Genomic DNA, 23718 nt, shown 5'->3' with positions numbered 1-23718 from the left:
AAGGAAAGCGCCGGTTTCCGGCGCTTTCTGTCATTGTGGAAAAGGGAGCGGAACAGAAAATGAAGAAATTTACGTTGGTGACCGGTGCGAGCGGAGGCATAGGAAGGGCAATTGCCCTCAAGCTTGCTGAAGAGGGGCACTCGCTTTACCTGCATTATAACAGGAACATAGAGGCCATAGAGAAGCTGCTGGGAGAGCTTGCACAATTCGAAGGGGAATATATCCCGGTCCAGGGTGATCTGGCAGATCCTCTCGGCTATAAGAAAATCGCCGGCAGCATCTTTTCCCTGGATGCGATTATCCATAATTCCGGGGCAGGCTTTTATGGATTACTGGAAGATACAGACGACCAGATTCTCGAACAGCTGATGCGGGTGCATGTGCTGTCTCCTTATGCGCTTACCAGGGAGCTGCTGCCCAAATTGATCCAAAAGCGCCAGGGCAGCATAATCATGGTTTCGTCCATCTGGGGCCAGGCAGGTGCCGCCTGTGAAACAGCCTATTCAGCAGCAAAAGGTGCGCAGATCGCGTTTGTGAAAGCCTTGAGCAAGGAGGTCGCCCTAAATGGGGTGAGAGTGAATGCGATAGCCCCTGGTGCTGTAAAAACACCGATGATGGAATTATTCAGTGAATCGGAAATAATGGAGATAGAGGAAGAAATACCGATGGGGCGGATGGCAGCACCAGAAGAGGTTGCGAATGCGGCAGCTTTCCTGCTTTCTGAAGGGTCTTCCTATATCACTGGCCAGGTTCTGGGAATCAATGGCGGCTGGTACACGTAAAATTACAGACAGATGCATATTTTGCCCCTCCTGTAAGCAAAATAACTTTGTACTATACTACAAGGAGGTACGAACAATGTCTGTATTGGATAACTGGAATCATTGGAAGGATTTCTTGGGAGACCGTCTTCACCATGCCCAGAATGAAGGCATGAACAAAGATGTAGTCAATGACCTTGCTTATCAGATTGGCGACTATCTTGCAAAACAGGTTGATCCGCAAAATGATCAGGAAAAGGTGTTGGCTGATCTATGGTCAGTGGCAAGCCAGGAAGAGCAGCATGCCATTGCCAATATGATGGTCAAGCTTGTTCAGAACGACGGAACACAGCAGCAATAGAACTTTCCATACAGATTCATTCCAAAGAGAGGCCAACCCTCTCTTTTTTTCTTTGCAGTCAATGAAAAAAATGAGGAATGATTCGAAAGACATTGGTTTTTTCTTTCATCTTCAGGGAAAATCATTTATTATAGAAGCTAGACAAAATTATGCAGGAAAATGTCGGATTTGGCACGATCTGGGAGGTTTACCTATGGAAAAAACGGAATGGTACCTGGAATATGAAATTCAAAAAAACCGGCCTGGGCTGCTTGGTGACATTTCTTCGCTCCTTGGAATGCTTTCCATTAATATCGTCACCATCAATGGAGTGGATGAAGGGCGAAGGGGATTGCTGATCCTTGCAAAAGATCATGAACAAATCCAAAGACTAGAGTCTATTTTACATACAATGGACACAATAAAGGTAATAAAGCTCAGGGAACCGAAGCTGAGGGACAGGCTGGCGGTGCGCCATGGCCGATACATACAGAGGGACGCAGACGATAAGAAAACGTTCCGTTTCGTCCGGGATGAGCTGGGGCTGCTCGTCGATTTCCTGGCAGAGCTGTTCAAGCAGGAAGGACATAAGCTGATTGGCATCAGGGGCATGCCCCGCGTCGGCAAAACAGAATCGATCGTGGCATCAAGTGTCTGCGCCAACAAGAGATGGCTGTTTATGTCCTCAACATTGCTTAAGCAGACGATCCGGAATCAGCTGATTCAGGATGAATACAACGAAAATAATCTGTTTATCATTGATGGGATCGTTTCAACCAGAAGGGCAAATGAAAGGCATTGGCAGCTGGTGAGGGAGATCATGCGCCTTCCGGCAGTCAAGGTCGTTGAGCATCCGGATATTTTTGTGCAGAATACAGAATATTCGATGGAGGATTTTGATTATATTATTGAACTGCGCCATGATCACAATGAAGAGATCAAGTATGATGTGGTTGAGAATAATGATATGTTCTCCGGGACTGATTTTGGAGGATTTGATTTTTAGTAAGGTGGAAGGTGTTTGTATTGACAGAACTAGGCAATCATTTAAAAGAGGCGAGGATCGAAAGAGGCATGAGCCTTGATGATCTTCAGACAGCGACAAAGATTCAGAAGCGCTATCTCGTAGGCATTGAAGAAGGAAACTACAGCATGATGCCGGGCAAATTCTATGTCCGGGCATTCATCAAGCAATATGCCGAGGCTGTCGGCATAGACCCGGAAGAACTTTTTGAGCAGTATAAGAATGACATCCCTGTCACCGCTGCAAGTGATGACATACCGGAAAAGCTATCAAGGGTTCAGACCAGGAAAAATATTTCAGGCAGCAGCTCCAAGCTGGCGGACCTGCTCCCGAAAATACTGATTGGCGTCTTTGTTGTCGGCGTTATTGCGCTTCTCTATTATTTCATCGTTATGGCAAACAACGGGAAAGATGAGGGTGAGCCGGCCGATAATGGCAATACGCAGGGTGTTGAGTATGGCCAGTCGGATGATCTTGCAAAAGAAGAGCCTAAGGAAGAGGAAGGCCAGGAAGAAGGCGGCGGTGCTGCTGAGGAAGAAGAGCCGGCTGAAGAAGAAAAGCCGGAACCGCCTGCACAGGAAGTCGCTGTCGTCGAGTCAGCTGGCAATGATACCATATATGAAGTGAAAAATGCTGATCAATTCGTGCTGAAAGTGGTCAGCACGGGCGAAACCTGGGTGAGCATCAAGAATGGCAAAGGCTATTCTTTCTTCGAGGGAATGCTTTTAAAAGGTTCTGCCGAAAGCCAGACAATTGATTTGTCGAAAGAGCCTGAGGCTGTACTCGTAGTAGGAAACACCTCCCAGACTGAATTGTATATCAATGACCAGAAGCTGGAATATGCTATTCCTTCTTCCCAGAGTGTAAAGCAGGATATTACCATCCGCTACACAAAAACGACAGAATAGCCATCCGTGTGATGGCTATTTTTTCTCCCGGCGGCCAAAGAAAGAAGGTTCAGCCCGATAAAAAAGTGAAAAAATTGCTATATTTATTTTTTTGCTGTAAAACTATAGAGTAAGACTTTTCTGGGGGCATGGATGTTTTCTCCGCCTTTAGCGCAAGTCTGCCGAAACTACATAGCTTTTTGGAGGTACATAATGAATTTGCCTAATAAAATTACCGTATCAAGGATCTTCTTGATTCCGCTTTTTTTAATTGTGATGCTTGTTCCCTTCTCATGGGGGGAGGCAGCCTTTTTAGGGGCTGAAATGCCTGTCACGCATCTTGTCGGGGCCTTGATTTTCATCATTGCTTCTGCGACAGACTGGGTTGATGGCTATTACGCAAGGAAGCTGAACATGGTCACCAATCTCGGAAAGTTCCTTGATCCGCTCGCAGATAAGCTGCTTGTATCAGCAGCCTTGATCGTCCTGGTCGACCTTGAACTGGCAGCTTCCTGGATTGTCATTGTGATTATCAGCCGTGAGTTCGCGGTTACAGGCCTAAGGCTTGTCCTTGCAGGCGAAGGGGAAGTTGTGGCAGCCAATATGCTTGGCAAGGTGAAAACATGGGCGCAGATCGTCGCCATTTCGGCACTCTTGCTGCATAACATCATCTTTGAATTGATTTCTGTGCCATTCGATGACATTGCGCTTTGGGTGGCGATGATCTTTACAATCTGGTCAGGCTGGGATTATTTTTATAAAAATAGAGCAGCTTTCATCAATTCCAAGTAATAGGCAAGTGATGTAAGATGAGGCGTCAACAGGAGGGGACAAAGGAAATGAATGCAGAAATCATTGCGGTGGGTTCAGAGCTTTTGCTAGGACAAATCAACAATACAAACGCCAGATTCCTCTCCAGGCAGCTGGCGGATATCGGCATCAATGTGTTTTACCATACGGTTGTTGGAGACAATCCTTCCAGGCTCAAAGCGGCGATCGGGATAGCCGAGGAGCGCTCTGACTTGGTCATCTTCACAGGGGGCCTCGGCCCGACCAAGGATGATCTGACAAAAGAGGCCATTGCAGAGCATCTGGGCGCCGAGCTTGTCCACAATGAAGAGGCGCTCCGCCAAATCGAGCTTTATTTCGAAAGGACCGGCCGGGTGATGACAGAGAACAACCGGAAGCAGGCGATTGTACTTAAAGGCTCTGAAGTGCTTCCGAATGACCATGGCATGGCACCTGGAATGGTATATACAAAAGGTACTAAAACGTATATGCTCCTTCCCGGCCCTCCAAAGGAAATGGAGCCGATGTTCCTCGCATACGGCCACCCCGCACTGCTTGCCAGGATGGATTCTCAGGACAAAATCCTCTCCAGGGTGCTCCGGTTCTTCGGGATCGGGGAAGCTATGCTTGAGACAGAAATCGAGGACCTGATTGACAGCCAGTCCAATCCAACGATAGCGCCCCTCGCTGCAGACGGGGAAGTGACCCTGAGGCTGACAGCCAAGCATCAAAGCCTTGACGCGGCACTGCGGCTGATAGAAGAGGCAGAAGAGAAGATACTCAGCAGGACAGGTGAATTCTTCTATGGGTATGATGAAACCTCCTTAATGAATGAGCTGACAAAGCGTCTGAAGGAAAAAGGGCTGACGATCGGCTGTGCGGAAAGTCTGACAGGCGGGATGTTCCAGCAGGAATTCACTTCCATACCTGGAGCGGGAAGCCTTCTTAAGGGCGGAGTTGTCTGCTATACGAACGAAGTGAAGGAAAAAGTCCTGAAGGTAAAAAAGGAAACCATTGAAAAAGATGGCGTTGTCAGCAAAGCCTGTGCCGCAGAACTGGCTGAAAATGCAGCTTCCCTGACAGGCGCCGACATTGGGATCAGCTTTACCGGGGTTGCCGGACCGGATGAGCTTGAAGGCAAACCTGTCGGCACGGTCTACATCGGGATAGCCATCAAAGGCAGGCCGGTACATGTGGAGAAGCTGAACCTCGGCGGATCGCGTGCAGCCAACCGATCACGATCCGTGAAGTACGGCTGCCATTTCTTAATGAAAGAGCTGGAAGAGATATAAAGGAAACGGGCCGTTGGACTATGGCCTGTTTTCTATTTTTCTGGCATAAAGATCTACTTTGGACGGTCTTGTTCATATTCAATTAAAGCAACATTAAGAAAAGCAGTTTAAGAGCAAGTTTTTTCTTCTCTCCCATCCATAAAAGAGCGGAGGACCATCCCGGATCTTTATGAGGGAATCCGTGACAGGTTGAAAAAAAGCGGAGAAATTTCCCCAAACACTCTAAAACAGCTCAAAGAGACGGAGAATGTCCGGCTATCATCTCAAAAAACAGGAAAATGGCCAACTTCAATCTGCTTAACCGGAGATTTTCCGCTTATTTACACCCAGCCAGGCCATATTCAGCAGTAAACTTGAGAAACTCCGTTTATTTTATGGCTTGCCGGCCATTCAAATAAAGGATAAGTCTGCCTGTTATTAAAACCATTCCTTTACGATCTCCCCGCTAGTCAGATAACTGATCTGGCAATTTGGCAAACTGCGAAACTCCGTAACTTCCCTTTCAATATTCAGAAAGCTTTCCGTTTTGCCGTTTCAGTATGAAAGGAGGCGGCTGAAAAGAGTTTTCTCATGAGGGAATCGGGGTATTTACCCATCAATATCCCTCTCAAAAAAAACGAATGAATGTTCGACTTTTTGCTCGACAAACAAGCGGAAAAAGTATATAGTAAAGATAGGTTCTTTGAGATAGATTTTGTAATATGCAATGCATATTTTTCTTTATATATAAAGGAGGAAATCACTAGTGAGTGAACGTCAAGCTGCATTAGATATGGCTTTAAAGCAAATAGAAAAACAATTTGGTAAAGGTTCGATCATGAAGCTTGGAGAGCAGACAGACCGCAAAATTTCAACTTCTCCGAGCGGCTCCCTGGCGCTGGATGTTGCGCTTGGTGTCGGAGGCTACCCTAAGGGGCGCATAGTCGAAATCTATGGTCCGGAAAGCTCAGGTAAAACGACTGTTGCCCTTCATGCGATTGCTGAGGTGCAGGCAAACGGCGGACAAGCTGCCTTTATCGATGCTGAGCATGCCCTTGATCCTGTATATGCCCAAAAGCTGGGCGTAAACATTGATGAATTGCTGCTTTCCCAGCCTGATACCGGGGAACAGGCGCTAGAAATTGCTGAAGCCCTTGTGCGAAGCGGTGCCATTGATATCCTTGTCATCGACTCAGTAGCGGCACTTGTACCGAAAGCAGAGATTGAAGGAGAAATGGGTGACTCCCATGTCGGTCTCCAGGCCCGCCTTATGTCCCAGGCCCTTCGTAAATTATCTGGTGCGATCAATAAATCAAGGACGCTCGCCATCTTTATCAACCAGATCCGTGAAAAAGTCGGAGTCATGTTCGGAAATCCTGAAACCACTCCAGGCGGCCGTGCTCTTAAGTTCTACTCTTCCGTACGTCTGGAAGTGCGCCGTGCTGAAACGTTAAAGCAGGGCAATGAAATGGTCGGAAACAAGACAAAAATCAAGGTCGTCAAAAACAAGGTTGCTCCTCCATTCCGTGTCGCAGAAGTTGACATCATGTACGGGGAAGGCATCTCAAAAGAAGGCGAAATCATTGATATGGGCTCTGAACTGGATATTGTCCAGAAGAGCGGCTCATGGTATTCATACAATGAAGAGAGACTGGGCCAAGGGCGTGAGAATGCGAAACAGTTCCTTAAGGAGAACCCTGATTTAAGGCTGACTATCCAAAAGCAGATCCGCGACCACTATGGTCTTGATGAGGAGAAGTTATTAGATGAAAACCAGGATCAGGATCAGGAGCATTTCGAACTGATTGACTGATCACTTGAGGCAAAGCCACAGGCTTTGCCTTTTGCTTTTATGGAGGTTAGAATGAAACAAAGGGCAGCTCATTTGGCATGGAATACGTCAAATGGGGGATACATCCGGCGCAGTTGCCAGACTTGTCCGAAATATTAAAAAAGGCCGCAAGGACAAACCCTTGACAATAAAAATCCACAGCTTTACAATTATATTGTATATTTTACATTTTTATGAGTATTTGAAAACGTTTAAAGCCTTAGTGCTGTATGTTGATCCTAAACAATGTACATGCCGACACTTTAGAAACGTAACACAAAAAAGTTCATAGCAAGAGGAGGTGAAATGATGGATATTTTATTAGTCATCTCCATTTTGCTTGCCCTAGTCGTCGGTGCAGTTGTTGGCTATTTTATTCGCAAATCGATTGCCGAAGCAAAAATTGCAGGAGCTAAGAACGCTGCTGAGCAAATCCTTGAGGATGCAAGGCGTGAAGCTGATGCTTCAAAGAAGGAAGCCCTGCTGGAAGCAAAAGATGAAATTCACAAGCTTCGGACTGAAGCTGAACAAGAAGTTCGTGATCGAAGAAATGAGCTGCAAAAACAAGAAAATCGTTTACTGCAAAAAGAGGAGAATCTTGACCGGAAAGATGAATCGCTTGATAAGCGTGAATCAATCCTGGAGAAAAGAGACGATTCTCTTAACAAAAAACAACAGCATATTGAAGAGATGGAAAGCAAAGTGGACGAGATGGTACGAGCACAGCAATCTGAGCTGGAACGCATCTCAGGCTTAACTCGTGAAGAGGCAAAATCCATCATTTTAGATCGGGTCGAGCAGGAAGTTGCTCACGATATTGCCATAATGGTGAAGGAAACGGAAAACCGCGCGAAGGAAGAGGCAGACAAGAAGGCGAAGGAAGTATTGTCATTGGCCATTCAGCGCTGCGCCGCAGACCATGTTGCAGAAACGACCGTATCAGTGGTCAATCTGCCTAACGATGAAATGAAGGGACGTATCATCGGCCGTGAAGGACGGAATATACGTACACTCGAAACGCTTACCGGAATTGATCTTATCATCGATGATACTCCGGAAGCAGTCATTTTATCCGGGTTTGATCCAATCCGCCGTGAGACAGCAAGGCTTGCTCTCGAAAAATTAGTTCAGGATGGACGCATTCACCCGGCGAGGATTGAGGAAATGGTGGATAAAGCGCGCCGCGAAGTGGACGAGCATATCCGTGAAATCGGTGAGCAGACGACCTTTGAGGTCGGCGTACACGGACTTCACCCGGACCTTATCAAAATTCTCGGCCGCCTGAAGTTCCGTACCAGCTACGGACAGAATGTGCTGAAACACTCAATGGAAGTTGCCCAGCTTTCAGGGCTGCTGGCTGCTGAGCTTGGCGAAGATGAAACGCTTGCCCGCCGCGCCGGCCTGCTTCATGATATCGGTAAAGCAATCGACCATGAAGTAGAAGGAAGCCATGTTGAAATCGGTGTTGAACTTGCGACTAAGTACAAGGAGCATCCGGTTGTCATCAACAGCATTGCTTCCCACCATGGCGATACTGAGCCTACATCCATTATCGCTGTACTTGTTGCTGCAGCAGATGCTTTATCAGCAGCAAGGCCTGGAGCGAGAAGGGAAACGCTTGAAAATTATATCCGCCGTCTGGAAAAACTGGAGGAGATTTCCGAATCCTATGATGGGGTCGAGAAATCATTTGCCATCCAGGCCGGAAGGGAAATCAGGATCATGGTTAAGCCTGATCAGATTGATGACCTTGAGTCACACAGGCTCGCAAGGGATATACGTAAAAAGATTGAAGAAGAGCTTGATTATCCAGGACATATCAAGGTTACGGTCATCCGTGAAACGAGAGCCGTTGAATACGCAAAATAAAGCAGTGCTTCGGCGCTGCTTTATTTTTTTGGCATTACAATACGAATGGGAATCCTCCTTTTTGTGTTACAATGATAAAAGTGAAGAAATTGAAGTTAGAAAGGGTTTGCTGAATGAATATTTTGTTTGTTGGAGATGTAGTTGGTTCTCCCGGGCGTGATATGGTAAAAGAATATCTGCCCAAACTGAAAGATAAGTACCGTCCACAGGTGACCATTATTAATGGTGAAAATGCTGCAGGCGGAAAAGGAATTACTGAAAAGATTTACCGGGGGTTTTTGGAAGCAGGCGCGCAGGCGGTGACCCTTGGCAATCATACATGGGATAACAGAGAGATTTTTGAGTTTATTGAGAGTGCGAAATATCTGATCAGGCCTGCGAACTTCCCGGATAATAACCCTGGCAAAGGCATTGTCTATTTAAAGGTGAACAATGATGAAGTGGCTGTTATTAACCTTCAGGGCAGGACCTTTTTGCAGCCGTCCGACTGTCCGTTTAAAAAAGCGGATGAGCTCATCGAGGAAGCCCGGCAGCGCACTCCCTTCATCTTTGTCGATTTTCATGCGGAAGCGACAAGCGAAAAGCAGGCCATGGGCTGGTATCTTGATGGAAAGGCATCTGCTGTCGTTGGTACGCACACACATGTCCAGACGGCAGATAACCGGATCCTTCCAGACGGGACTGCCTTCATAACTGATGTAGGCATGACCGGCCCTTATGACGGAATCCTGGGCGTTGAGAAGGAAGCCGTATTGAAAAGGTTCATGACAAACCTTCCTGTCCGTTTTGAGGTGCCGAAGGAAGGCAGAGACCAGCTTAGCGCTGTATCGGTCGAACTGGACCGGAAAACAGGGCTTGCCAGGAAAATAGAAAGAATTCTGATCAACGAAGATCATCCTTTTTTCAGCTGAATAACAGGGGCTGCCTTTCCATGGGCAGTCTCTTTTTGTTTATGTGAACCCGTAAAGTACGGAATTTTCCAATATTTTGTCCAAGCTGGAATATGTTTTTTATCCTCTGAATATAGTAGCAATGGAATGATATACCTGATGTGCCCGGGCATTAATCCCGAGGGCATGCAGGAGGGGATAAACAAGGAGGAGCTAGGAATGGAAATATTAAAAGTTTCAGCAAAGTCTAATCCTAATTCTGTAGCTGGTGCGCTTGCTGGTGTTCTGCGTGAAAGAGGCGGCGCAGAGATCCAGGCAATTGGTGCGGGTGCATTGAACCAAGCGGTTAAAGCAGTAGCGATCGCCCGAGGATTCGTAGCGCCTAGCGGAGTGGATTTGATCTGCATTCCTGCTTTCACCGATATTAAGATTGACGGTGAAGAGCGGACAGCGATCAAGCTGATTGTTGAGCCAAGATAACAAAAGGGAAAAGTAGAGGCATACAAAATATAGCGGCCCTTTGCTTTGGGCAATAAATAGCCGGCAGTACATCATTTTTGCCTGTTTGCTTAAAAAGAGCAAACAGGCTTTTTCCATTCATGCATGTGCTGCTCCATTTTTATTTTATGATCAGTGCAGTCTGAATAAAGGAATTGAAATAGCATCCATCGAATATAGTTGCTATCCAGATATATTGAAAGGGGAGGAAAACATGAACATTTTTGATTCTCACTGCGACGTCCTTTATAAAATGTTTATTGATCCTTCAATTGATTTCAGGAGCAGCAGCCGGCTGCATATTGATTACGAGAAGCTTGTAAAAGCAGGCTCCAAGGTTCAATGCTTTGCCGTCTATGTCCCGGAATCGGTCCATCCGAACATGAAGTTTCATGCTGCGCTGTATATGATTGAGCTTTTTTACGATAGGGTGCTGAAGCCGTTCCCGAAGATGAAGCACATCAGGGATAGAGGTCAGGCATACCAGCTGAAGGAGGACGAAATCGGCGCAGTCCTGACTCTTGAAGGGTGCGACTGCATCGGAGATGACCTTCTTAAGCTGAAAACCCTGATAAGGCTTGGCGTATCTTCTGTCGGGCTCACCTGGAATTACAGCAATTATGCAGCAGACGGCGCCCTTGAGGAAAGGGGGGCAGGACTATCTTCATTTGGAAAAAAAGCGGTCGGGATCCTGAATGAAAAGCAGTGCTTATGCGATGTATCCCACCTCTCTGAGAAAGGGTTCTGGGATGTGATGGAGCTGGCAGAATTACCTTTTGCCTCCCATTCCAACTGCCATGCCCTCTGCCCTGTGCCAAGGAATTTGAACGACAATCAGCTGAAGGCGCTGATTGAGCGGGACAGCGTCATCGGACTGACATTTGTTCCGGAATTTTTGACAGGAACCAAAGAATCCGCGATTTCTGACATCCTTAAGCATGTAGAACATCTCTGTTCCCTGGGAGGAGAAGACCATACCGGTTTTGGATCAGATTTTGACGGCATTGATGATACAGTAAAAGGGCTGTCTTCTTTCCAATATTATGGGAACCTAGTAAACGAACTTCAAAAACATTATTCTGAGATACAAGTAGAAAAATTCCTTTTTCGCAATATGGAAAAAAGGCTGCCTCCTGCCTGAAGAAACGAGATTGGCGGATGAAGGACTTCCTTTAAAAAAACCTTTCGCTCAGGGGCTCAGGACAGGACTGTGCAAGCCATTCCTCCAAGGGATTTATTCTTTGGAAAGGGTTGCTTTTTTCGGGGGTTCGGTCTAGAATTGAAATCGTTTAGTACCCTTTTGCACCTTTTTTGAAGCTGTTTTCCATCGTTTGATAGGCTGCAGGGGTTTATTAATAGACCATACAATTATACATATATAGAACAATCCGAAGGGGTGTAATGAATGTTAAAGCAGCTTTCTTGGAAAGTAGGCGGACAGCAGGGGGAAGGAATTGAGAGTACAGGGGAAATCTTCTCTATAGCTCTTAACCGCCTCGGCTATTATTTATATGGGTACCGGCATTTTTCTTCGAGGATCAAAGGAGGGCATACGAATAATAAGATCCGGGTCAGCACGTCCCAGATCCGCTCCATTTCCGATGATCTTGATATTTTAGTAGCTTTTGACCAGGAAACGATTGATGTGAACTATAAAGAGCTTCATGATAAAGGCGTTATCATTGCCGATGCGAAATTTGATCCGAAAAAGCCAGAGGATACGAATGCATCGCTGTTTGCTGTACCTTTTACAGAGCTTGCCACTGAGCTGGGGACTTCTTTGATGAAAAATATGGTCGCTGTCGGCGCGACCTGTGCCATTCTTAACCTGGATATCAAAGTTTTTGAGGAAGTTGTCCAGGAAATTTTCGGCAGAAAAGGGCAGCAGGTTGTCGATAAAAATATGGAAGCCATCAAAGCCGGATTTGACCGGATGAAGGAACTGGCTGGCGAAGGCGCAGAACTTGTGGAGCTTGAAAAAGCTGATGGGAAAAAGCGCATGTTCATGATCGGGAATGACGCCATCGCACTTGGTGCTCTTGCCGGCGGCTGCCGCTTCATGGCGGCCTATCCGATTACTCCTGCATCCGAGATCATGGAGTACCTGATCAAGAAGCTTCCACCGCTTGGCGGGAGCGTTATCCAGACAGAAGATGAAATTGCGGCTGTTACCATGGCGATCGGCGCCAACTATGGCGGTGTCCGTGCAATGACTGCTTCAGCAGGGCCCGGGCTTTCATTGAAGATGGAAGCGATCGGTCTTTCCGGCATTACCGAAACGCCGCTTGTGATTGTAGACACACAGCGCGGAGGACCTTCTACAGGACTGCCTACAAAGCAGGAGCAGTCTGACCTGATGGCGATGATCTATGGAACCCACGGGGAAATCCCTAAGATCGTGTTTGCGCCAAGCACGGTCCAGGAAGCTTTCTATGATGCAGCAGAAGCTTTCAATCTGGCAGAAGAATACCAGTGCCCTGTCATCATGCTTTCTGACCTGCAGCTGTCTCTCGGCAAACAGACAGTCGAACCGCTGGACTTCAGCAAAGTTGAAATCCGCAGGGGCAAGCTAGTGGATGAAGAGCTGCCTGAAATCGAAAACAAAGGTTATTTCAAGCGCTATGAAGTGACAGAAGACGGGGTATCCCCGCGCGTGGTGCCAGGCATGAAGAACGGCATCCACCACGTAACCGGCGTAGAACATGACGAAACTGGAAAGCCTTCTGAATCCGCAGCAAACCGCAGAGATCAGATGAACAAGCGTTTCCGGAAAGTCGAAAATATCAAATTCAGCAATCCGATCCATAAAAATGCGCCGCATGAGGAAGCAGACCTCCTGATTGTCGGCTTCAACTCCACAAGGGGAGCGATAGAAGAGGCTATGGGCCGCCTTGAAAAGGATGGCCTGAAGGTGAATCATGCTCACATCCGCCTGATTCACCCGTTCCCGGCAGAAGAGCTCAGACCTCTGATGGAGTCTGCCAAAAAGGTGGCTGTGATTGAAAACAATGCAACAGGCCAGCTGGCAAACATCATCAAAATGAATGTCGGCCAGCATCAAAAAATCAATAAAATTTTGAAATATGACGGGAATCCGTTCCTGCCTAATGAAATCCATACCACTTGCAAGGAGCTGTTCTAAATGGCCACATTTAAAGATTTTCGCAATAACGTCAAGCCAAACTGGTGCCCTGGATGCGGAGACTTCTCTGTCCAGGCCGCCATCCAGCGGGCAGCTGCCAATGTAGGGCTCGAGCCGGACAGCCTTGCAGTCGTCTCAGGCATTGGATGTTCCGGCAGGATTTCCGGCTATATCAACTCATATGGATTCCACGGCATCCACGGGCGCGCACTCCCGATTGCCCAAGGCCTTAAAATGGCAAACCGCGATCTGACCGTCATCGCTTCCGGCGGTGACGGTGACGGCTTTGCGATCGGGATGGGGCATACCGTCCATTCCATCCGCCGTAATGTCGATATTACCTATATTGTAATGGACAATCAGATTTACGGACTGACAAAAGGGCAGACTTCACCAAGGTCTGCTGCCGGATTCAAAACAAAGTCCACGCCGCACGGCTCTGTCGAGCAAGCCATTTCACCGATGGAAATGGCGCTGACAGCGGGGGCAACGTTTGTGGCCCAAAGCTTTTCAACTGACCTGAAGGACCTGACAGCGCTGATCGAAGCAGGCATCAAGCATAAAGGCTTCTCGCTCATCAACGTTTTCAGCCCCTGCGTGACTTATAATAAAGTGAATACGTACGACTGGTTCAAAGAAAACCTGACAAAGCTCGCCGATGTGGAAGGCTATGACTCTTCAGACCGCTCCATGGCCATGCAGACGCTGATGAAGCATGACGGACTTGTGACAGGCTTGATCTACCAGGATACAGAGCGCAAATCCTATCAGGAAATGCTCCCTGGCTATTCCGAAACACCGCTTTCCCATGCAGACCTGAAGCTCGATGAAGAGCATTTCGGCAAACTGACTGCAGAATTTATGTGAGTTGAAAAAACGCTGGGCCGCCCCGCGGAAAGCGAAGCTCCTGGAACGGAAAACAACAGACTTCATGTGAAAGGCAGGGGCCCTGCAAAGAAAATAGTTCAGATAATATGGAGCCAACAGCCTGAACCACACACGTTTTGTAATGGAAATAGCATGGAAATTAATAAACCAAAATAGCCTGGGATATCCCGGGCTATTTTGAATAGGTAGTTCTTATGCCCCATCGCTGGATAATTGAACTGCCGAGTTATTTTTAGTAAAACCAGGTTCCCTGCTGATGGAGAAAAATAGAGGGAGAAATTCCCCTAATATGAAAAATAGCACTGAAAACCCCTTAAATAGAGGGAGAGATTCCTCTTATTGGACTTGGAAGTATGAAAATAGAGGGCTTTTCTTTTAATAGAGGGAAAAACTCCCCTTATTTTACTCAAAAACCCGCTCTAATCTGCGATTAGCAGTAAAATCTCCCCTTATTTTTCTATCACGGTTACTATTCTTCAGCTTTCCATCTGCTGTATCTGCTAAGAGCAAGTATGTACTCAAAGCGGTCTCATTTGCCATTTTCAGTGATTCTCCACGGAAAGTGAACTACTTGCCTGCAAAGCCCATGCCTTTTTATCCACCATCATCCCCAGCTGCCAAAGTACCAATAGAGTCAGTATCCTTACAGGATTTCTATTGTTTTCAGCGTTTTAAACCCTTATACTATTATAATGTGTACAACATTTTAACTGCGCTTACATGATAGAAATGAAAACAGCGATTAGCGTTTGGATAGACAGAAGAAAGGGGTACTTTCTATGAACGAAAAACAGCGGATGGAAGGCCAGCTGGCGGCTGCTGCCAATCCTTCGGACAAAAAATCCGAAAAGGACTACAGCCGATACTTTGAAACCGTATATGCGCCTCCTTCCTTGAAAGATGCAAAAAAACGCGGGAAAGAAGAGGTCCGCTATCATAAAGATTTCAATATTCCGGCTGAATTCCAAGGCATGGGGAATAACCGCAAATTCTATATCAGAACATTCGGCTGCCAGATGAACGAGCATGATACCGAAGTCATGGCCGGCATCTTCCTCAGTCTCGGCTATGAGCCGACTGAGACTGTCGAGGATGCAAATGTCATTCTCCTGAACACTTGTGCAATCCGTGAAAATGCGGAAAACAAAGTATTCGGCGAGCTCGGCCATTTGAAGCACCTGAAGAAAGAACGCCCTGACCTGCTGCTCGGCGTATGCGGCTGCATGTCCCAGGAAGAATCTGTCGTGAATAAAATCCTCAAGACATATGACCAGGTGGATATGATCTTTGGCACGCATAATATCCACAGACTTCCGAACATTCTGCAGGAAGCTTATATGTCTAAAGAGATGGTCGTTGAAGTATGGTCCAAAGAGGGAGATGTCATTGAAAATCTTCCTAAAGTCCGCAAAGGCAATATCAAGGCCTGGGTCAACATCATGTACGGCTGCGATAAATTCTGCACCTACTGCATTGTTCCTTACACAAGGGGCAAGGAGCGGAGCCGCCGTCCTGAAGAAATCATCCAGGAGGTGCGCCAGCTTGCCGCCCAGGGGTATCAGGAAATCACCCTTCTTGGCCAGAATGTCAATGCGTACGGGAAGGACTTTACAGACCTCCAGTACGGCCTTGGCGATCTGATGGATGAAATCAGAAAGATTGATATTCCGAGAATCCGCTTCACTACAAGCCATCCGCGTGATTTTGATGATCATTTGATTGAAGTGCTTGCCAAAGGAGGCAACCTTCTTGAACATATCCACCTTCCAGTCCAGTCAGGCTCAACAGATGTCCTGAAAATCATGGCAAGGAAATATACACGCGAACAGTATTTGGAGCTGGTAAGGAAAATCAGGGCCGCCATTCCGAATGCCACTTTTACAACGGATATTATTGTCGGCTATCCGAATGAGACGGATGAGCAGTTTGAGGAAACTCTTTCCCTCTATAAGGAAGTCGGATACGAGTCTGCCTATACTTTCATCTACTCTCCGCGTGAAGGCACACCAGCGGCCAAGATGAAGGATAATGTGCCGATGGAGGTCAAGAAAGAGCGCCTTCAGCGCCTGAATGCCCTCGTTAATGAAATGTCGGCAGAAGCGATGAAGAAATATCATGGCCAGACTGTTGAAGTCCTGGTTGAAGGCGAAAGCAAAAACAATCCTGAAGTTCTGGCAGGGTATACAAGAAAGAATAAGCTTGTAAACTTTAAAGGGCCAAAGTCAGCGATTGGAAAGATTGTTTCTGTTAAAATAACAGATGCAAAAACATGGTCATTAAATGGAGAAATGGTTGAAGAGCTTCAACCAGCTGAGGTGAAATAATGGGAAAATATACTAAAGACGATATTATCGCACGTGCAAGGGAGCTTGCACAAATCATAGCAGAAACAGAAGAAGTGGACTTCTTCAAAAGAGCGGAAGCTCAGATCCACAGCAATGAAAAGGTCCGCACTGCGATCACCAGCATTAAAGGACTGCAGAAGCAGGCAGTCAATCTGCAGCATTTTGGCAAAGAAGAAGCTTTAAAAAAGACCGAAGCCAAAATCGAGGAGCTTGAGCGCCAGCTTGATGAGATTCCGGTTGTCCAGGAATTCAAGCAATCCCAGGTGGAAGTGAATGAGCTTCTTCAGCTTGTTGCGAACACCATCAGCAATAAAGTCACAGATGAAATCCTCGTTTCAACAGGAGGCAATATCCTGAGCGGTGAAACAGGAGCAGAACTGCAAAACAAAAACAGCTGCCAGCATTAATGCTCAGATCCCTGCATCCCTTTTGGGTGCAGGGGTCTTTTTTTTGCCTATTTTCATTCGAATGGCATCAGTCTCCCTAAGCCGGTGCTCCCCGGTCCGTTTCCATGGCACCAAACCATGGGTATCCGCATAGAATACCGTATATCGCACCCTACAAGAAGCTTTGCATGCACCCTTAAAATTGTAATCACACTAGTCTAATATCCCGCATAGGATGAATTGAAAATGAATGAGGAGGGTTCGCTCGCAATGGGAGAATACAGAGAGATAATTACAAAAGCCGTCGTAGCGAAGGGACGCAAATTCACCCAGTCCAATCATACGATATGCCCGGCACACCACCCGTCAAGCATCCTTGGCTGTTGGATCATCAACCACAAGTATGAGGCGAAAAAGGTCGGCAAGACAGTTGAAATCTGCGGCTATTATGACATTAACGTTTGGTATTCCTATAACGATAACACAAAGACGGAAGTCGTTACTGAACGGGTTGAATATAAAGATGTCATCAAACTTAAATACCGTGATCATGACTGCTTAGATGATCAGGATGTCATTGCCAAAGTACTGCAGCAGCCGAATTGTGTTGAAGCAGTCATTTCCCCGAACGGAAACAAAATCATCGTCCACGTGGAAAGGGAATTCCTTGTGGAAGTAATCGGAGAGACGAAAGTCTGTGTAGCTGTGTACCACGGCGAATGCGATTGCGATGATGACGAAGTATGGGGTCTCGATGTCGAGGATGAGGAATTTGAGGATTTGAATCCCCACTTCCTGGTCGGAACAGAAGAGGAATAATCGTAAACTAGGAAGGTTCCGCTTCCTAGTTTTCTTTTGTTTTCTCCGGAATCAGCCAGTCAAAAAGACGAAGGCGGCCTCCGTCCTTAGGCTGAATCTTCTGCATAGTGTTTCTCTTATAATGAATCTGAAGCAAGACTGGCAGACAAAGGAGAGATTTTTATGCAGATTTACCAGGTTAACCTGCAGTGCTTCCATCTGGAAGAGATGTGCGCCTTTTATACAGAAGTGCTTGAGATGGAGCTGATTCACCAGACTGAGAGATGGTTTTCCGTCAGGGCAGGAAGCACCAAGCTGTTTTTTGAAAAAGGGGAAACAGTCCCTTATTATCATCTTTGCTTCCGGACAGATGCAGCTTATTTTGAACATATTTTCAGCAGGCTTGGAGCAGAAAGCTGCCTGCTTGCCAACGAAGATGGCGAATACAGCATGTTTTGGGAGGGAAAGCAGGCCTATTTCACCGATCCGGACGGCAACATCCTTGAATGCCTTGAGCGGCCAGCATTGCGTTGCCAGGCAGGGGGCTGGCATGATGTCGGGGAAGTTGGTTTCCCTTCGGCTGACGTTGCCGGAATGCAGGCGAAGCTGCAGCCGATTCTTGCTGATAAGCAAGGGGCAGATAACAGTTCATTCGCGTTTTATGGTGATGATGCAGGTGTCCTTGTCCTTGTAAAAGAAGGGCGCTGCTGGTACCCCACAGACCGGAGAGCCGAGATCCATCCGATTAAATTAATCGTCTCAGGCAGCAGGGATGCCCATTATATGGACGATGGCCTTCCGTACGAGATACAGGTCAGAGGGGAATGGCAGCAGCCAGTATCTGCCGTTCAAGTCAGGATTGCCAGGCCGACAAACCAGCTGGAAAAAATAAAGCATTTTTATGGAGAAGGCCTTGGCCTTATAGAGCTGGGGGGATTCCACCATGAAGGATATAAAGGGATTATGTACGGGCTTCCGGACAGGCAATATCATCTTGAATTCACCCAGACGGATGAAAAACAGGAACTCCCTGCACCTGCAAAAGACCATTTGCTCGTCCTTTACATCCCTGACCTTCACAAACTCAATGCGGCTGCTGCCCGGCTTTCAGCCTTGGGCTATCAGGAAGTCGAGCCGGAGAATCCCTACTGGGGAAGGGGCGGTATTACCATTGAAGATCCTGACGGCTGGAGGATTGTGCTGATGAATACAGCAGGGATTTGAGATAAGTTTATATTTTGCCAGAAAAAAAGTAATGCCAGATATCCCCTCTAACTCGTATTTCTGCCTGCTGTCATCATGTCCCTCAGCAAACAACGGGAGCTTCGCTTATGCTATAATAGATAGCTGAAGAGAAATAATGAGAGATGTTGTTTGGAGGATATTATGGCAGCTTACACGCCGATGATACAGCAGTATTTACGAGTAAAAGCAGACTATCCTGATGCCTTTTTATTTTTCAGGCTCGGGGATTTCTATGAAATGTTTTTTGAGGATGCCATCAGGGCGTCCCAGGAGCTTGAGATTACCTTAACAGGCAAGAATGGCGGAGTGGAAGAGAAAATCCCGATGTGCGGGGTTCCCTACCACTCTGCCCAGCAATATATAGAGCAGCTGGTGGAAAGAGGCTATAAAGTAGCCATCTGCGAACAGACAGAGGACCCCCGCCAGGCCAAGGGCGTCGTGAAAAGGGAAGTGGTGCAGCTCGTCACGCCCGGTACCCTGATGGAAGGGCGCGGGCTCAATGAAAAGGAAAATAACTATATTGCATCCATTTCCGCATTTTCAGACGGTTCGTTTGGATTTGCCTGCAATGACCTTTCCACAGGAGAGAACAAAATCACCTTACTTGCCGGCCAGGAAGAAGTTCTGAATGAGCTCTCGATGTCAGGTGCAAAGGAAGTGGTTGTTTCCTCCGGCTTCGACCCGGAAATGGAGCGCAAATTCAGGGAGCGTTCTGTCGCGGCCGTGTCTTATGAACAGGACGCAGGCATATCAGAGATGAGCGCTCCCTTATTGGATGACCTTAATCAGGACAAGCTCAGGGAGACAGCGGCAAGACTGCTGAATTATCTGTTCAGGACACAGAAACGGAGCCTTGACCACCTTCAGCCGTTTGCCACATACCAGGTGCACCAATTCATGAAGATTGACTATTTTTCCAAAAGGAATCTGGAGCTGACTGAAACCATCAGATCGAAAGGGAAAAAAGGTTCGCTTTTATGGCTTCTGGATGAAACAAAGACGGCAATGGGGGCAAGGATGCTGAAGCAGTGGATTGACCGTCCGCTGATCGATAAAGAGGCGATCGGGCGGCGCCATTCGCTTGTCCAGTCCCTTCTGGATGATTATTTTGCCAGGCAGGATCTGCGTGAAAAACTGAAAGAGGTTTACGATCTTGAGCGCCTTGCCGGACGTGTCGCATTCGGGAATGTTAATGCCCGCGATCTGATCCAGCTGAAAAGCTCGCTCCTCCAGGTGCCATTGCTGAAGGAGCTTGTGGGCGGCCTTCAGAATGAGGATGCGAAAGCGCTGGCGGAAAAGCTCGATGCATGTGAGGAAATCACGGATCTTCTTGAAAGCGCGATTGTTGATAATCCGCCGATTTCCGTGAAGGACGGGAATATGATCCGGGATGGCTACCATGATGAGCTGGATCAGTACCGCGACGCGAGCAGGAACGGCAAGACCTGGATTGCCCAGCTTGAGGCCCAGGAGCGGGAACGTACGGGCATCAAGTCTTTAAAAATTGGCTATAACCGGGTATTTGGCTATTATATTGAAGTTACGAAGGCTAATATCCATCTTCTTGAGGAAGGGCGGTATGACCGGAAGCAGACTTTGGCCAATGCCGAGCGGTATATCACCCCTGAGCTGAAGGAGAAGGAAACATTGATCCTTGAAGCGGAAGAGCGCATTACCGAGCTTGAGTATGAGCTGTTTTGCCATGTCCGCGACCATGTGAAGGAATACATCCCGAGGCTGCAGTCACTCGCTAGGACGGTCAGCGAGCTTGATGTGCTCCAGTGCTTTGCGCAGATCAGCGAGGACCGCCACTATGTCCGACCTGTTTTTTCCGGTAATCGGGAAATCAGCGTGAAGGAAGGGCGCCATCCTGTCGTGGAAAAAGTGATGGACAGCCAGGAATATGTCCCGAATGACTGTGTGATGGGTGACGGACGCGAACTGCTCCTGATCACAGGACCGAATATGTCCGGTAAGAGCACCTATATGCGCCAGGTTGCCCTGACTAGCATCCTTGCACAGATCGGCTGCTATGTTCCGGCTTCAGAGGCGGTGCTGCCGATTTTTGACCAGGTGTTCACGAGGATCGGGGCAGCGGATGATCTGATCTCCGGCCAGAGTACCTTTATGGTTGAAATGCTGGAAGCGAAGAATGCGATTGCCAATGCCACACAGAACAGCCTCATCCTTTTCGATGAAATCGGGCGCGGGACTTCCACCTATGATGGAATGGCGCTGGCCCAGGCGATCATTGAGTATATCCATTCACGGATCGGGGCAAAGACCCTGTTCTCGACCCATTATCATGAGCTGACCGTGCTTGCAGAAGAGCTCCCTGATCTGCAGAATATCCATGTCAGTGCCATTGAGCAAAATGGCAAGGTCGTGTTCCTTCATAAAATTAAAGAAGGAGCAGCAGACAAGAGCTATGGAATTCACGTCGCCCAGCTGGCAGAGCTGCCGGCAGAACTGATTGACCGGGCAAATGAAATACTGGAGAAGCTTGAAAAGAAAGAGGGAGAACCCGCTGAAAAGCCCGTCCGCGAAAAAGTAGCAGCAGGCATGCCTGAGCTCACTGCAGCTGACCCGGCCCCAGCTCCAGCTCCAGAAGTTCACGATGCCCAGCTGTCATTCTTTGATGGTCCGGCAGAGCCGAAGAAAGCAAGCTTGAGCCCGGCCGAAAAGAAAATCCTGGACAAGCTGGCCAAGATGGATATTCTTGAAATGACACCGCTTGATGCGATGAATACTTTATATGAACTGCAAAAAACGGCAAAAAGCACAAAGAAATAGTAAGAGGAGGTGTTGCTCGTGGGAAAGATAGTTCAGCTCGATGATGCCCTTTCCAATAAAATTGCCGCAGGTGAGGTGGTCGAACGGCCGGCATCTGTCGTAAAAGAGCTGGTGGAGAATTCCATTGATGCGGGAAGCACCATAATCGAAATTGATGCAGAAGAGGCGGGCCTCGCAAAAATCCGCATCATTGACAACGGGGAAGGCATTGAAGAAGACGATGTGATGACGGCCTTCCAGCGCCATGCCACAAGCAAGATCAAAGATGAAAATGATCTGTTCCGCATCCGGACACTCGGCTTCAGAGGGGAGGCGCTGCCCAGCATCGCCTCTGTCTCCAGGCTGGAGCTGAAGACCTCGACAGGAGATGCAGGCACAAGGATCCTGATTGAAGGCGGAAAGGTTGCGGAATTTGAAAAGGCCGCGAGCCGGAAAGGGACAGATATCACCATTTCCGATCTGTTTTATAATACACCGGCCCGGCTGAAATATATGAAGACGATCCACACGGAGCTTGGCAATATTACCGACGTGGTCAACCGCCTCGCACTTGCCCATCCCGAGGTGTCCTTCCGCCTTGTCCATAATGGCCGGAAGCTCCTGCATACAGCCGGGAACGGAAATGTCCAGCAGGTGCTGGCTTCCATTTATGGCATGAATATTGTCAAGAAAATGATTCCCGTCGAAGCAAGCTCGCTCGATTTCCATGTTCATGGCTATATCGCGCTCCCGGAAATCACCCGGGCTTCGCGCAATTATATCTCAACAATGATCAACGGCCGGTTCATCAAGAATTATCCGCTGGTTAAAGCGATCCAGGAAGGCTATCATACCCTGCTGCCGATCGGGCGTTATCCGATTGTGCTTTTGAATGTACAGATGGATCCGCTGCTTGTGGATGTCAATGTCCACCCTTCCAAAATGGAGGTCAGGCTGAGTAAGGAGCATGAACTGAATGAGCTTGTAGCGGGTACCATTAAAGAGGTCTTCAAGTCACAGGAACTGATTCCTGCCGGCTTTGCCCCGGCAAGGGCTGAAAAACCGAAGTCTGAGCAGACCTTTTTTGAACTTGACCATCTTCCGGAAAAGGAGATGGAATATAAGGAACAGGCTCAGAACAGGCAGAATGACAGCAGGCAGGCCCCATCTGAATCCGGACAGCCGATGTTCATTAAAGAGGAAATAGCTGTCCGGCAACATGAGGAAGCACCGGCATTTAAGCCGCAGGATTTACTGCGGACTGACAGCATGGCATTTCCTTTCATGGCAGAACAGCCTGCAGAAAGCCAAGCCTTTTTGGAAGATGATGAAGAAGAGGTGATCGAGGGGACAGCAGAGCCGGAAGCTGCTGCCGTTCACAGGGTGCCGCCATTATATCCGATCGGCCAGATGCATGGCACCTATATTCTCGCCCAAAATGACCGCGGACTCTATATCATTGACCAGCATGCTGCCCAGGAGCGGATCAAGTACGAGTATTTCAGGGACAAAGTCGGCCAGGTGGAAAGCGAGCTGCAGGAAATGCTCGTTCCGCTGACATTTGAGTACCCTGCAGATGAATATATTAAGATTAATGAGCATATTGCTGAGCTTGAAAAGGTCGGGATCTTCCTGGAACACTTCGGGCAGAACACATTCATTGTCAGGTCCCACCCCCAGTGGTTCCCTAAGGGAGAAGAGCAGCAGATCATAGAGGATATGATTGAACAAGTGCTTTCCATGAAAAAGGCCGATGTGAAAAAGCTGAGGGAAGAAGCAGCCATCATGATGAGCTGCAAAGCTTCTATCAAAGCCAACCACCATTTGCGCAATGATGAGATACAGGCTCTGCTTGATATGCTCCGCAAATCATCAGACCCGTTCACATGCCCGCACGGCCGTCCGATTATCATCCATTATTCTACCTATGAAATGGAAAAGATGTTTAAAAGAGTCATGTAGTTCTGTCATGTCTTACCTAT

The 23718-nt window shown here is 47.7% G+C and carries 19 protein-coding genes; all 19 read left to right on the top strand.

Annotated features, from left to right (window positions below; translation table 11 throughout):
• Window positions 1-59: 59 nt before the first annotated feature.
• The 19 genes from ymfI (at window position 60) to mutL (ending at window position 23698) form a co-directional block, all read left to right on the top strand.
• On the top strand, window positions 60-782 hold the full coding sequence (ymfI, locus tag ABU165_RS08505; protein ID WP_129611751.1) for an elongation factor P 5-aminopentanone reductase: 723 nt from the start codon (window positions 60-62) through the stop codon (window positions 780-782).
• A gap of 76 nt (window positions 783-858) precedes the next feature.
• Entirely contained in the window at window positions 859-1122 is a 264-nt protein-coding gene (locus tag ABU165_RS08500) for a DUF3243 domain-containing protein (RefSeq protein ID WP_094767417.1), read from the top strand.
• 193 nt (window positions 1123-1315) lie between these two features.
• Window positions 1316-2107 carry a YmfK family protein gene (locus ABU165_RS08495; RefSeq protein WP_022543732.1) on the top strand — a complete coding sequence of 264 codons (792 nt, stop codon included), beginning with the start codon at window positions 1316-1318 and terminating at the stop codon, window positions 2105-2107.
• A gap of 20 nt (window positions 2108-2127) precedes the next feature.
• Window positions 2128-3033 carry a helix-turn-helix domain-containing protein gene (locus ABU165_RS08490; RefSeq protein WP_396349974.1) on the top strand — a complete coding sequence of 302 codons (906 nt, stop codon included), beginning with the start codon at window positions 2128-2130 and terminating at the stop codon, window positions 3031-3033.
• Window positions 3034-3225: 192 nt separating this feature from the next.
• On the top strand, window positions 3226-3804 hold the full coding sequence (gene pgsA, locus ABU165_RS08485) for a CDP-diacylglycerol--glycerol-3-phosphate 3-phosphatidyltransferase (RefSeq protein ID WP_009791529.1): 579 nt from the start codon (window positions 3226-3228) through the stop codon (window positions 3802-3804).
• A 47-nt stretch (window positions 3805-3851) separates the two neighbouring features.
• The gene (locus ABU165_RS08480; RefSeq protein ID WP_101547516.1) at window positions 3852-5093 is read left to right on the top strand and encodes a competence/damage-inducible protein A; all 1242 of its coding nucleotides are present in this window, start codon (window positions 3852-3854) and stop codon (window positions 5091-5093) included.
• A 745-nt stretch (window positions 5094-5838) separates the two neighbouring features.
• The gene (gene recA / locus ABU165_RS08475; RefSeq protein ID WP_022543735.1) at window positions 5839-6885 is read left to right on the top strand and encodes a recombinase RecA; all 1047 of its coding nucleotides are present in this window, start codon (window positions 5839-5841) and stop codon (window positions 6883-6885) included.
• Window positions 6886-7212: 327 nt separating this feature from the next.
• Window positions 7213-8772, top strand: a complete 1560-nt coding sequence (rny, locus tag ABU165_RS08470) for a ribonuclease Y (RefSeq protein ID WP_022543736.1) — start codon at window positions 7213-7215, stop codon at window positions 8770-8772.
• Between the two features lie 113 nt (window positions 8773-8885).
• Window positions 8886-9683 (top strand): TIGR00282 family metallophosphoesterase, encoded by a 798-nt coding sequence (locus ABU165_RS08465; RefSeq protein ID WP_009791523.1) that lies wholly within the window; start codon window positions 8886-8888, stop codon window positions 9681-9683.
• A 198-nt stretch (window positions 9684-9881) separates the two neighbouring features.
• On the top strand, window positions 9882-10142 hold the full coding sequence (gene spoVS / locus ABU165_RS08460) for a stage V sporulation protein SpoVS (RefSeq protein WP_009791522.1): 261 nt from the start codon (window positions 9882-9884) through the stop codon (window positions 10140-10142).
• Between the two features lie 232 nt (window positions 10143-10374).
• A complete protein-coding gene (locus ABU165_RS08455; RefSeq protein WP_101547517.1) occupies window positions 10375-11301 on the top strand; it encodes a dipeptidase in 927 nt (308 codons plus the stop codon).
• 264 nt (window positions 11302-11565) lie between these two features.
• On the top strand, window positions 11566-13302 hold the full coding sequence (locus tag ABU165_RS08450; protein WP_094767413.1) for a 2-oxoacid:acceptor oxidoreductase subunit alpha: 1737 nt from the start codon (window positions 11566-11568) through the stop codon (window positions 13300-13302).
• The gene (locus ABU165_RS08445) at window positions 13303-14169 is read left to right on the top strand and encodes a 2-oxoacid:ferredoxin oxidoreductase subunit beta (RefSeq protein ID WP_318060079.1); all 867 of its coding nucleotides are present in this window, start codon (window positions 13303-13305) and stop codon (window positions 14167-14169) included.
• Window positions 14170-14969: 800 nt separating this feature from the next.
• Window positions 14970-16514 carry a tRNA (N6-isopentenyl adenosine(37)-C2)-methylthiotransferase MiaB gene (miaB, locus tag ABU165_RS08440; RefSeq protein WP_318060078.1) on the top strand — a complete coding sequence of 515 codons (1545 nt, stop codon included), beginning with the start codon at window positions 14970-14972 and terminating at the stop codon, window positions 16512-16514.
• Window positions 16514-16942 (top strand): YlbF/YmcA family competence regulator, encoded by a 429-nt coding sequence (locus ABU165_RS08435; protein WP_009791516.1) that lies wholly within the window; start codon window positions 16514-16516, stop codon window positions 16940-16942. The genes miaB and ABU165_RS08435 overlap by 1 nt, the downstream gene beginning before the upstream one ends.
• Window positions 16943-17191: 249 nt before the next feature.
• Complete coding sequence (locus tag ABU165_RS08430; RefSeq protein ID WP_009791515.1) at window positions 17192-17740, top strand: outer spore coat protein CotE; 549 nt, start codon at window positions 17192-17194, stop codon at window positions 17738-17740.
• 162 nt (window positions 17741-17902) lie between these two features.
• Complete coding sequence (locus ABU165_RS08425) at window positions 17903-18943, top strand: VOC family protein (RefSeq protein WP_101547519.1); 1041 nt, start codon at window positions 17903-17905, stop codon at window positions 18941-18943.
• A gap of 162 nt (window positions 18944-19105) precedes the next feature.
• Window positions 19106-21757 (top strand): DNA mismatch repair protein MutS, encoded by a 2652-nt coding sequence (mutS, locus tag ABU165_RS08420; protein WP_180827218.1) that lies wholly within the window; start codon window positions 19106-19108, stop codon window positions 21755-21757.
• An 18-nt stretch (window positions 21758-21775) separates the two neighbouring features.
• A complete protein-coding gene (gene mutL, locus ABU165_RS08415) occupies window positions 21776-23698 on the top strand; it encodes a DNA mismatch repair endonuclease MutL (RefSeq protein WP_224952326.1) in 1923 nt (640 codons plus the stop codon).
• Window positions 23699-23718 lie beyond the last annotated feature (20 nt).

This window comes from Cytobacillus sp. T106 (assembly GCF_040492155.1).
In the GTDB taxonomy this organism is placed as follows: domain Bacteria; phylum Bacillota; class Bacilli; order Bacillales; family Cytobacillaceae; genus Bacillus_AB; species Bacillus_AB infantis.
The sequence above is the reverse complement of the archived record's forward strand: the minus strand, read 5'-3'. Positions and strand labels throughout refer to the sequence as shown.